The sequence below is a fragment of the Nocardia sp. NPDC050718 genome, from assembly GCF_040654235.1.
Classification (GTDB): domain Bacteria; phylum Actinomycetota; class Actinomycetes; order Mycobacteriales; family Mycobacteriaceae; genus Nocardia.
The window spans coordinates 904,573-915,929 of the sequence record NZ_JBFAHQ010000001.1 but is presented as its reverse complement, the minus strand read 5'-3'; the positions used below and the strand labels follow the sequence as shown (position 1 = coordinate 915,929).

Sequence of the window (11,357 nt, the reverse complement as noted above, 5' to 3'; positions counted from 1 at the left end):
CGGTCAGTTAATAAAAAGGAACTTTTTCCGATAAAAAACTCGGACAAACGTCCAGTCTCTCCGGGGAGGTTGCCACGACCTGGGCATCAGTGTGTGCCACACCACATCTTCGGCAGATGTGTGAGCTACCACACTTTCAGAACGGGAGACTATGAGCCGAAACGTTGCATCTGCGTTGCATCGGTACCGAGGCGCCGATCGAGCACCCGGATCTTGGCCTCGATCTGCGCATACAGGGGCGAATCGCGGTCGACGGTGGACCGGTACGCGGCCCACGCGGCGGCGTCGTCGCGGCCTTCCGGGCCCGCGGTCCACCGGCGCAGCACGCCGGGATCGGCGGAAGCGAGCACCGCGGTGCGCAACCGCACCCGAAGCTCGTCGCGGATGTCGCAGATGCCCGGAGCCGACGATCTCGGGAGCACCGGACCGGCGTACAAGCGCAATGCGGATTCGATATCACCGGAGTCGAGCGCGGCCCGCAGGGCCTCCACATCGGTTGCGACATGGACGCGCAGACGGTAGGGGCGCGATCCGACGACCGACGCGCCGATCACCGACCGCAGGCGCGACATCGCCGCGCGGATGGTGCCGTTGTCCAGATCGGTGTCGTCGAGCAGCAGCGCCAGATGATCGGCGCCGAGCCCCTCGGGATGTTCGGTGAGCAACAGCAGGATCTCGGCGTGCCGCTGGGACAGCGACACCCGCTCCCCCGCCACCGTCAATTGCGGCTGGCCGAGTCCGAGGACCTCGAGTCCGAGCCGGGCCGGTTCGCTATCGGCGGCCTGCTGGCCGGCGCGGCCGGGCTCGGCCGCGGGCACCCCGCGACCCGCCCGCATCGCCCGCAGCACCAGATCCATCTCGGCCGCCGTCGCCGCGGCCTTGACCAGAGCGAGGATTTCAGGCTTGGCCACCCGCATCCCGCCGGCAATCATCAGCACGCCGATCAACCGGCCGTCCGGCTCGTGCACGGGGGCCGCCGCGCCGGTGATCTGATGCATGCGATGGAGGAAATGTTCGGGTCCGTGAATCCACGTCGCCCGGCCGGTGCGCACGACGAGACCGACCGCGTTCGTCCCGATCCGGCGCTCGCTCAGATCGTCGCCTTCGCGCACGCCGATCTCGGCAGCGGCGGCGACCTGTTCCGGATGACCGTGCACCGACAGCACCCGGCCGAACTGGTCGGCGACCGTCACGATCAGTCCAGCCCGCGCCGCGTCCTGGACCAGCAGTTTGTCGATGAGTGGCATCAGCGCGGCAATGGGATGAGCATCCCGGTAACGCACCAGATCGGCACCACGAAGACCGCGACCGTCGAGTATGTCCGTCGGATCGATTCCACCACGCGTACTGCGCAACCAGGACTCGAGAACGAGCGGACGCAACAGGCCGGCCAGCTGGGTCAGCTGGTCACCACCGGCACTGAGAAAACCATGGGCCTGTGCGGCATAGGCTTCCAGAGCTCCGAGCTGTGCGCCCGACTCTGCCGCCTGCCGTGGGGGCCGCCCACCTGCGAGATTGCTGACCATTTGCCTTTCTTTCCCGCTACAAACTGTACCGGTGAGTTATCGGCAGCCTCGTCAGAAGTGTGGGTTTGTCCCGCAGGTCACATTGTGGTAGCAGATGTCACTTCGTCACACCCGGTGTCGACGGGCTATCACTGTGGCGAGCAGCACTGTCGCGGCCTGTGGGCCGCGGCCCAACGGGACGGGCACGATCGACAGATCGGCCACGGTCAGGCCCGCGATGCCGTGCACCCGGCCGTGGTCGTCGACCACGGCGCGCGGGTCGTCGGCGGGGCCCATCCGGCAGGTGCCCGAAAGGTGCTGGGACGTCCCCAGATGCGAGCGTAGCCAGGCGTCGTCGATGGTGCCGAGCGGCCGGTCGAGGATCCGCGCGGCGACCTCGACCCCGGCGCGCAGCCGGTCGCGGTCGGCGGCGGCGCGCAGATAGCCCTGGTCGATCCGGGCGGGAACGGCCGGGTCGGCCGAGACGAGGGTGAGTGTGCCGGTCGACTCCGGATACATCAGCGCGACGCCGAGCCGGCGCAGGCCCGGCGTGAACATCGGGGTATACGGACGCAGTTCGAGGTCGTCGAGTTCCAGGACGTATTCGAGGGCGACGGCGCTCGTCGTCGGCGCGGGCGCCGGGTACTCGACGCCGATCTCCGGATGGTCGGTGCACCACTGCCCCACCGGCGCGGGCCGCACCACCGGCACACCGAGCGAGCGCAGCAGCGGCTCCGGGCCGATGCCCGAGCGGATCAGCAGCGCGGCCGATTCCACCGCGCCCGCGCACAGGATCACCCGGTCGGCGTACGCCGTGCCGTGTGCGCGACCACGCGCCCACTCGACGCCGACCACCCTGGCGCCGCGCACCACCAGGCGGGTCACCATCGTCGCGCCCGCGATCGTGAGGTTCGGGCGGGCGAGTGCGGGATAGAGATAGAGATGGGTGAACGCGGGGCCCGCTCGGCGACCGTCCGCGATCGCCAGCGGCACGCGTCCGAAGCCCACCGCACCCGGTGGGTGACCGGGAATCTCGACTCCGGCGCGAGCTTCCCGGCCCGGGGGGCGCGCTTCGGGGCGGGCGTTCAGGTCGGCGATCTCCGTGAAACCCATCGCCGCGCACCGCGCAGCGAAGTCCACGCTGACCGGAGCCGGGTCGGCCGTGCGGCGGATCGGGATCGGACCCGTGGCGCCATGACCGGGCGCGGCGCCGAAATCGTGGTCGGTCTCCACGTCGCGGAGAAAGGGCAGCACGGCGTCGAACGACCAGCGCGCGCTCCCGGCCGCCGCGCTCCACGCGGCGAAGTCGGCGGCGGGCGGACGGACGAAGTAGCTGCCGTTGATCGCGCCCGAACCGCCGATCAGCTTGCCCCGCACGATATCTCCCGGGTACCGCCACACCACGGCGGATTCCGGGCCGACCGGCAGGTGCCCCGGATCGAGCAGCCGAGCGGGTACCTCGGCGGCCGAGGCCCAGACCGGTCCGGCCTCCAGCACCCGCACCGTCCGCGCGGGGTCGGCGCTGAGCTCGGCCGCGACCACGCAGCCCGCCGACCCGGCGCCGACGACGAGAGTGTCCGTCACGTGGGCGAACTCAGCGCGGCGGCACGCTCGGCTTGAGCGCCTCGAAGCTGCGGGCCCTGATCACGCCGAGCCACAGGCCGCTGCCGTAGGCCACGTCGTCGAGCCGCTTGTAGGCGACGTACCGCACCGGGTCGAGGCCGCCCGCGTCGCGGTGGGTGAACCAGTCGGCCAGACCGTCGGCCAGCGCCATCGTGATCGCGATCTTGCGGATCCGCCGGGAGGCGAGCACCGCGATCAGGGTCACCGGCCAGTAGTCCCGGCACATCGCCGAAGCCAGCCGCCACATCCCGGCGAAATAGCCGCGCGCCAGATACACCGCCGCGATGCGCGTCGGATTGTCCAGTTCGGTGAACACCCGCCGCATCCGGACGAGGGCGGTGGCCAGCGTGACCAGCCCGCCGAGCAGGCCCCACTTGGACAGCGTCGCGAAAAGGATGCTCGCCAGCACCGTCCAGGTCGGCACCGACAGCGGCGTGACCATGCCCGCGTGCCGCTTGCTCAGCGGCGCGGCGCCGGTGCCGTAGAACAGCCTGCGGCCGAACCAGGCGCGGAAGGCCACCCGGTGATCGTGGGCGACGTGCGCGGCGGGCTCGTAGCGCAGCCGCCAGCCCGTCCGTTCCAGCCGCCAGCACAGGTCGACGTCCTCGGCCACCTGCATCGACTCGTCGAAGCCGCCCTCGCCGAGCAGCGCGGCGCGCCGGGTCAGCAGGGCCGCGCTCGGGACGTAGGACACGACACCGCGCGCGTGCACCGCGGACTCGCGCCTGCCCAGATCGAGCGAGGACCGGGTGTGCTCGTAGCGGGCCAGCGCGTTGGACTCCTTGTCCAGCGCGACGATCCGCGGCGCGACCAGCGCCACCTGCGGATCGCTGAAGTGCCCGAGCATGACCTCGAGCCAGCCGCTGCGCGGCACCACGTCGGAGTCCAGGAACGCGACGAAGCCTGTTGTCGCCGCCCGTAATCCGGCATTGCGGGCGGCGGCCGGACCGAGCGGGGACTCGTGCCGCAGCACGGTCACCTGCCCGCGGCCCTGCCGCGGCGGGATCAGCACCGGCTCGTCGGAACCGTCGTCGACGACGATCACGTTGTGCCCACGCAGGGTGGCCAGCAGCCGCATCAGCCCGTCGGCGTTGTTGTACAGCGGGATGACGACGGTGACGTCGTCGAGCGAGGGCAGCAGTCGCGGCCGCGGGTTCGCCACACCGGAATCGAGCAGCCGGCGGGCGACGATCGCGGACTTGGTGTCGGTCACCTCCAGGTACCCGTCGCCGATCAGCTCGGCGGCCTCCGGGGCCAGGCGCATGATCCGCGCGGGCGATCCACCGATCAGGATCCGACCCCCGGAAAATGCGCGTACCCGTGGATCGATCCGTACCCCGAAGCCGTCGGGCAGACGATCATGGCGCATTCCTCGCATGCTATTCGCACTCGAGCTCGCAGACATCATCACCCCACAAAAAAGGAGGAAAGTCCGCCAGAAATGCCGCCGTGACCGAAAACCGGGCGCGTCAACAAGATCGGCAGCGCACTTTCGGCAACCGGCCTGTCTATCCGAGTGGACTCTCGTTGCACGCCTTGGCAGGAGCGCGCTTGACCGTCAACGGCAGCGAGACCCGACCACGGGTACGAACCGGGCGCGAATGGTCGACCGCGGGTCGCGGAATCGTGCGCCCCGGCATCGACAGCGCCGCTTCGCCGTAGCCCTGCACGCATTCCGGGTCGGGACCGTTGGCGGGCAGGCCGGTGAAGAACTTGGCCGCCATGCAGCCGCCACGGCACGCGTCGTAGTGCGAGCACTTGGTGCACGCGCCACCGTCGACCGGCTCGCGCAGCTCGGCGAACAGCTCCGAGGTGGTCCACACCGCGTCGAAACCACCGTCGGCGACGATGTTTCCGGCCTTGAACCGGTCGTGGATGGCGAACGGGCAGGCGTAGACGTCACCGACCGGGTCGACCAGGCACACCACTCGCCCCGCGCCACACATGTTCAGGCCGGGCAGCGCGGAACCGAACGCGGACAGGTGGAAGAACGAGTCGCCGGTGAGCACGCCCTCGCCGTTGGCGACGAGCCAGTCGTAGAGCTCACGCTGCTGTTCGGGCAGCGGGTGCAGTTCGTCCCAGACGTCGGCGCCGCGGCCGGACGGACGCAGCCGGGTCAGCCGCAGGGTCGCGCCGTAACGGTCGGCGATGGCCTTGAATTCGTCGAGCTGGGCGATGTTGTGCCGGGTCGCGACGACCGAGAGCTTCGCGTCCTTGAAGCCCGCGTTGTGCAGGTTCTCCAGGGCACGGATCGCGGTGTCGTAGGAGCCGGGGCCGCGTACGGCGTCGTTGACCGCGGCGTCGGCGCCGTCGAGCGAGATCTGCACGTCGACGTAGTCGCTGGCGGCCAGCCGCGCGGCGACCTCCTCGTTGATGCGAACGCCGTTGGTGGAGAACTTGACCCCGACGTGGTGGGCGGTCGCGTAGTCGACCAGTTCCCAGAAGTCGGGCCGCACCGTCGGCTCACCGCCGCCGATGTTGACGTAGAAGATCTGCATGCGCTCGAACTCGTCGATGAGCGCCTTGCACTGCTCGGTGGTCAGCTCGTTCGGGTCGCGGCGACCCGACGAGGACAGGCAGTGCACGCAGGACAGGTTGCACGCGTAGGTGAGTTCCCAGGTGAGGCAGATCGGTGCCGCCAGGCCGGATTCGAACCGGTCGATCAGCCTGCCGCCCTGGGTGGTGTCCGTGGAGGCAGGCAGGCTCACCGGCGTGACCGGCGTGACCGGGCCCGGCGCGGGCACGATCATGTCGGTGTCGGCCAGCTGTGCCAGCGCCTTGATGTGCGCGTCGGGCACGCCGACGCCCTTGGCTCGCAGCGCGTCCCGCACCGAGGCGTGGGCCGGCAGCGACTGCACCACGTCGACCAGATCGCGGCTCTTGAGGAACGAGAGCTTGCGGGTGCCGAAGTGGTACAGCAGCGCACCGAAGGACTCCGGGCGCAGCGAGACGCGCGGATGCAGCGCCCAGCGGGTGTCGAGATCGAGCACGCCTGCCTCCATGGTCAGTACACGCCGCACATGCCGTCGATGCTGACCTCTTCGATCAGCGTCTCGGTGACCAGGTCGGCGTCGGATTCGACGGTCGCAGGCGTTGCGTTCTCGGGCATGACTACCTCCATTGTGTTGCCGGTCACCGCCGACTTTAACGTCAGTGACTGCCATAAAGGGCGGAATTCGAAAATCTCGATGGCCGCGAGCGCCTCGGCGCACCCCTCTAGACTTCCGGGAGCAGGACGGGAACGCCGCCGGTGAGCCCGGTGGCAGTAGAGGTGAGGCGGAAGCTTGCGTAACCACGGAGGGGCAGGGAGCGGCGCGCATTCCACACTCTCGGAGTCGGAGATCGTCGAGGCGGCGCTGCGCGTCGTGCGCGAGGACGGCGTGGAGAAATTGTCGATGCGCAGACTCTCCCGCGAGCTCGGCGTCTCGCCGATGGCGCCGTACTACTACGTCGCCGACAAGCGGGAACTGCTCGATCTGGTGGCCAGCGCGGCACTGCTGGGGGTGCGTAAGCCCACCCGCGAGTCGGGGCCGTGGCAGGAGCGCCTGCGCGACCTCATCGATCAGATAGACGATAAACTGCGCAGGCATCCCGGCCTGGGCGACATCCTGCTCGAGCAGATGCTCGGCAAGCAGCTCGACCTGATCGACGCGGTGATGGAGATCCTGTTCGACGCGGGCTTCAGCGACCGCAACGTGCTGGCCGCGTATGCGACCATCCACACCTACCTGTTCGGGCGCAGCCGGGTGAATCCGCGTGACCGCTCCGCCCCCGCGGACGTGCTGTTGCCCGAGGCGGTGGCGCGGGCCACGAAGTACATGGCGGACCTGCGCGGCAAGTACTCCTACGACTTCGGGATGGAGGTACTGGTCGCCGGTCTCGAGGCACAGCTTGCCCTGCAGGCGCGTCCCGACCTAGCATGAAACTGAAACACGTTCTAGTTTTGTTCGAGAGGACGACATGACCACAGTCGAGGTTCCGCACGGTTCGCGCTCGGTGGTGCTGCGGGTCGCCGCGGTGATCGCCGAAACGGCCGACACCCACTCCGTGGTCTTCGAGGTGCCCGCCGACCTCCGCGAACGCATGGCCTACACCCCGGGCCAGTTCCTGACCCTGCGCATCCCCAGCGACCAGACCGGCTCGGTCGCGCGCTGCTACTCGCTGGCCAGCTCGCCGTTCACCGACGATCTGCCCAAGGTGACGGTCAAGCGCACCGAGGGCGGCTACGGCTCGAACTGGCTGTGCGACAACATCTCCGCCGGTGACGAACTCGAGGTGCTGCCGCCCTCGGGCGTGTTCACCCCCAAGAACCTCGACGAGGACCTGCTGCTGTTCGGCGCGGGCAGTGGCATCACCCCGGTGATGTCGATCCTGAAGTCGGCGTTGTCGCAGGGCAACGGCAAGATCGTGCTCGTCTACGCCAACCGCGACGCCGACTCGGTGATCTTCGCCGACGAACTGCGCGACCTGGTCGGCAAGCACCCCCAGCGGCTGTCGGTCATCCACTGGCTGGAACCGCTGCTCGGCCTGCCCACCGCCGACATGCTGGCCACCCTGGTCGCCCCCTACACCGCCTACGAGGCGTTCATGTGCGGCCCGAAGCCGTTCATGGACCTGGTCCACGACGCGCTGGCCACCCTCGAGGTGCCGCGTGCCCGCACCCACGCCGAGGTGTTCAACTCGCTGGCGGGCGATCCGTTCGCCGACCACGCCCCCGTGGAGATCTCCGACGAGGAGGCCGCCGACGCCGCGACCGTCGAGGTGGAGCTCGACGGACAGGTGCACGAGCTGTCCTGGCCGCGCAAGCAGACCCTCGTCGACATCATGCTCGACAAGGGCCTGGACGTGCCGTACTCCTGCCAGGAGGGCGAGTGCGGCTCCTGCGCCTGCACCGTGCTCGAGGGCAAGGTCGAGATGGGCAACGCCGAGATCCTCGACCCCGAGGACATCGAGAACGGCTACATCCTGGGCTGCCAGGCCCGGCCGGTCACCGACCACCTCAAGATCCAGTTCTGAGCGGGCGCGCCGCCTAGCGCATCGCGCGGTAGGCGGCGCGTTCCTCCGGGGTCAGGTGCTCGACGGCGTAGCTCAGCGCGGTCCGGCCCATCCGGGCGGCATTCGCGTCGAGGAATCCGGTGAGGACCGCGGGATCGACGCGTTTGCCGATCTCGCGCAGCATCCAGCCGAGCGCCTTCTGGATGAGGTCGCGGCGGTCGTCGAGCAGCTCGCTCGCCAGTTCCAGCGTGGTGCTCGGATCGCCCGCCTTGATGAAGGCGAAGGTGGACAGCAGCGCCACCCGCCGCTCCCACAGCGAGTCCCGCCGCGCCAGGTCGAAGAGCAGGCCGCGGTCCTTGTCGAGCAGCCACGGGCCGACGATGTTCTCGGCGGAGGCGTCGACCAGATCCCAGTTGTTCACCCGGCCCCGGCGCACCGCGTCCAGGTAGAACTCGACCATCTCCGCGCGCGCCGCGTCGTCGCGGGTGCGCGGTTTCGACGCCGCGGCGAAGCGGGCGTTCAGGACGAACAGCGCGGCCAGCCGTTCCTCGTGCACCGGGCTGTCGAGCAGGTCGCCGATCTGCTTCAGCGCAAGCGTGCCGAACTGTTTGGCGACCTTGCGCGTGGCGGGGACACGGACGCCGAGGAAGACATCACCCTCGCCGTACTCGCCCGCACCGGTCTTGAAGAACCGTTGCAGGTGGATGGCATCGGCGGGATCGGCTTGCTCGGCGAGCGCCGCCCGCACCTGCGCGGCAGTGGGGAGCTCGGACACAGGGCACCTCCGGCGTCGGGGAATTCTCTCGCATTCAACACCGGTAGGCCGACAGATCCGCGCCGACATCCGGCAGGCGTCGGCGCCCTCGTGGGGGATGGCTTCAGCCGGGCAGCGCGCCGACCACGCGGCCGGACTCGAAAGTAGCGGCGCTGCTGGGCAATTCCCCCGGCCTGCCGCTGGTGCGTACCGTGACGCTGCCGCTGCCGGTGGTCGGGCGGCCCAGCTCGTCCATCTTGCGGATCGTCTGGGCGGCGACGGCCTGGGCACTGTCGAACAGGCGGACACCGTCCGGCAGCGCGCCGATGATGGCATCGACGACCAGCGGATAGTGCGTACAGCCGAGGACGACACCCTCCACGTCGGCGGGAGTGCGGGCGGCGGCGTCGGCGATGGAATCGGCGATGGCGGGCAGGTCGCCGCGGTCGATGGCGTCGGCCAGGCCGTGGCAGGCCACCCCGACCACCTTCGCGTCACCGGCGAACCGGGCGATCAGGTCGGCCTGATAGCTGCTCGCGGTGGTCGCCGCGGTGGCCCACACGGCCACCGACCGGCACTGGGCCGCCGCGGGCTTGATCGCGGGCACGGTCCCGATCACCGGCACCGCGTCGCCCACCTCGGCCCGCACGTGCGCCAGCGCCGTCACGCTCGCGGTGTTGCACGGCAGCACGATCACCTCGGCGCCGAGTTCGAGCGCCTGGCGCGCCGCGCCGAGCACCCGCTCGACCACCCAGTCCTCCGGCTTGGGCCCCCAGGGCGCGCCGTCGGGGTCGAGCAGGAGCAGCAGATCCACGTCGGGACGCATTGTGCGCAACCACGCCGCCGTCGGCAGCAGGCCGAGGCCGGAATCGATAAGCGCGACGATCACGGGGTCCACCGTATTACAGGCCCGCGAAACGACCTGTCGCGACCGTATCCGCGCCCGGCTACACCAGTTCGATCTCGTCGAACCCCACCGTCAGGGTGTGCCGCCGTTCCCGCAGGACACCGCCTTCGCGGTGCACGCTCCCCTCCGCGAATTCCAGCCGCACCGTGGCGCGGCGGACATCGACCTCCTTGACCACACCGCAGACACCGCTGAACGGGCCCTCCGGGAAATAGACGACATCACCGGCCGAGTACTCGGTAAACCCCACGGCGCCACAGTAATCCAGGCCGGTGACAAGTTCGGCGGCCTCGGCCGGTTCTGTGCCGCCGTCCCGACGAATCGGCGCGGCGGCTGTGAACCTTTCCGGATCAGCCCGCGGCGGCGAGCAGATCGGCGACCGGGGTGTCGGTGGCCAGCTTGGCGCGCAGCTTCATCACCTGACCGGTCAGGCCGGCGCCGAGAACGGCGGTGAGGATGCCGTCGCGGGAGTAGTAGACGAGGAACTTGCGGCCGTCGTCGCTGACCACGGTGACGTCGTCGGCGGGCGACGGGGTGCCCAGCGCCTGGATCTTGACGTCGTACTGGTCGCTCCAGAAGTACGGCACCCGCGCCGCGGTCGGGGCCGCACCGCCGAGCATCGCGGTGACCAGCAGCTTCGCCTGCTCGCCCGCGCTGGTCCAGTGCTCGACGCGCTTGCGGACGCCGGTGTCGTGCTGCCAGGCGGCGACGTCGCCGACCGCCCAGACGGCGTCGGCGGAGGTGCGGCCCACCTCGTCGGCGAGCACGCCGCCGCCGGCGGACGGCTCGGCCAGTTCGATGCCGGAATCGGCCAGCCAGTCGGTCACCGGGACCGAACCGACCCCGATCACCACCAGATCGGCCTCGACCTCGGTGCCGTCGGTGAGCAGTGCGCCGCGCACCCGGCCGGCGTCGTCGGACCGCAGCGTGTCGACGCCGACGCCACAGCGCAGGTCGACGCCCTCGGCGCGGTGCATGCGACCCACCAGGCCGCCGATCTGCTCGCCGAGCACCGAGGCCAGCGGGGTCGGCTGCGGCTCGACGAGGGTCACCTCGACCCCCGCGGCACGGAAGCTGGCGGCCAGTTCGCAGCCGATGAAACCGGCGCCGATGATCAGCGCCCGGTTCGCGCCGTCCAGCTCGGCGCGCAGGGTCTGCGCGTCCTCGTGCGCGCGCAGCACGTGCACGCCCGCCACCTCGGGCAGCCCGGGCAGCCTGCGCGGCCGCAGACCGGTCGCGATGATCAGCTGGTCGTAGCCGAGCGCGCTGCCGTCGGCGAGGGCGATCGTGCGGGCGGCGGTGTCGACGCCGGTGACCGCGGTCCCGAGGCGCAGCTCGATGTCCTTCTCCGCGAAGAACTCCGGCGGACGCAGGGTGGTGTCGTCGGTCTCGCCGCGCACGAACTGCTTCGACAGCGGCGGGCGGTCGTACGGCGGGCGCGACTCGTCGCCGAGCAGCAGCACGCCGCCCTCGTACCCGGCCCGGCGCAGTTCCTCCGCCGTGCGCAGACCTGCCAGACCCGCTCCGACGATCACGATGGGCGCGCTCATACCTGTGTCCTCTCGGCATGTGC

Annotated in this window: 11 protein-coding genes; 2 read left to right on the top strand and 9 right to left on the bottom strand. The window is 70.1% G+C overall.

Translation table 11 applies throughout. The annotated features are described in order from the left end of the window. Nucleotides 1–149: 149 nt before the first annotated feature. The 5 genes from AB0H54_RS04465 to mftA all read right to left on the bottom strand — a co-directional run bounded on the left by AB0H54_RS04465 (nucleotide 150) and on the right by mftA (nucleotide 6,237). Nucleotides 150–1,247, bottom strand: coding sequence for a GAF domain-containing protein (locus tag AB0H54_RS04465; RefSeq protein WP_357342664.1), 1,098 nt, complete (start codon nucleotides 1,245–1,247; stop codon nucleotides 150–152). Nucleotides 1,248–1,631: 384 nt separating this feature from the next. After that, the gene (mftG, locus tag AB0H54_RS04460) at nucleotides 1,632–3,089 is read right to left on the bottom strand and encodes a mycofactocin system GMC family oxidoreductase MftG (RefSeq protein ID WP_357342662.1); all 1,458 of its coding nucleotides are present in this window, start codon (nucleotides 3,087–3,089) and stop codon (nucleotides 1,632–1,634) included. Nucleotides 3,090–3,099: 10 nt separating this feature from the next. Then, nucleotides 3,100–4,497: a mycofactocin biosynthesis glycosyltransferase MftF gene (gene mftF / locus AB0H54_RS04455; protein WP_355273679.1), complete on the bottom strand. Its 1,398-nt coding sequence runs from the start codon at nucleotides 4,495–4,497 to the stop codon at nucleotides 3,100–3,102. A 139-nt stretch (nucleotides 4,498–4,636) separates the two neighbouring features. Continuing rightward, nucleotides 4,637–6,130, bottom strand: a complete 1,494-nt coding sequence (gene mftC / locus AB0H54_RS04450; protein WP_357344195.1) for a mycofactocin radical SAM maturase — start codon at nucleotides 6,128–6,130, stop codon at nucleotides 4,637–4,639. 2 nt (nucleotides 6,131–6,132) lie between these two features. Then, complete coding sequence (gene mftA / locus AB0H54_RS04445; protein ID WP_355273682.1) at nucleotides 6,133–6,237, bottom strand: mycofactocin precursor MftA; 105 nt, start codon at nucleotides 6,235–6,237, stop codon at nucleotides 6,133–6,135. A 175-nt stretch (nucleotides 6,238–6,412) separates the two neighbouring features. On the opposite strand from mftA, the gene mftR2 reads away from it, so the two are divergent. After that, on the top strand, nucleotides 6,413–7,051 hold the full coding sequence (gene mftR2, locus AB0H54_RS04440) for a mycofactocin system transcriptional regulator MftR2 (RefSeq protein ID WP_218719662.1): 639 nt from the start codon (nucleotides 6,413–6,415) through the stop codon (nucleotides 7,049–7,051). Nucleotides 7,052–7,088: 37 nt separating this feature from the next. Then, complete coding sequence (locus tag AB0H54_RS04435; RefSeq protein ID WP_357342660.1) at nucleotides 7,089–8,144, top strand: ferredoxin--NADP reductase; 1,056 nt, start codon at nucleotides 7,089–7,091, stop codon at nucleotides 8,142–8,144. A gap of 13 nt (nucleotides 8,145–8,157) precedes the next feature. On the opposite strand, the gene AB0H54_RS04430 is transcribed toward AB0H54_RS04435, so the two are convergent. The 4 genes from AB0H54_RS04430 to AB0H54_RS04415 all read right to left on the bottom strand — a co-directional run bounded on the left by AB0H54_RS04430 (nucleotide 8,158) and on the right by AB0H54_RS04415 (nucleotide 11,334). Beyond that, nucleotides 8,158–8,898: a DNA alkylation repair protein gene (locus tag AB0H54_RS04430; RefSeq protein ID WP_357342658.1), complete on the bottom strand. Its 741-nt coding sequence runs from the start codon at nucleotides 8,896–8,898 to the stop codon at nucleotides 8,158–8,160. 103 nt (nucleotides 8,899–9,001) lie between these two features. Beyond that, nucleotides 9,002–9,766 carry an aspartate/glutamate racemase family protein gene (locus tag AB0H54_RS04425; protein WP_357342656.1) on the bottom strand — a complete coding sequence of 255 codons (765 nt, stop codon included), beginning with the start codon at nucleotides 9,764–9,766 and terminating at the stop codon, nucleotides 9,002–9,004. 58 nt (nucleotides 9,767–9,824) lie between these two features. Next, on the bottom strand, nucleotides 9,825–10,034 hold the full coding sequence (locus AB0H54_RS04420) for a hypothetical protein (RefSeq protein WP_355273697.1): 210 nt from the start codon (nucleotides 10,032–10,034) through the stop codon (nucleotides 9,825–9,827). Between the two features lie 100 nt (nucleotides 10,035–10,134). Further along, nucleotides 10,135–11,334, bottom strand: coding sequence for an FAD/NAD(P)-binding oxidoreductase (locus tag AB0H54_RS04415; protein WP_357342654.1), 1,200 nt, complete (start codon nucleotides 11,332–11,334; stop codon nucleotides 10,135–10,137). Between the last annotated feature and the right edge of the window lie 23 nt (nucleotides 11,335–11,357).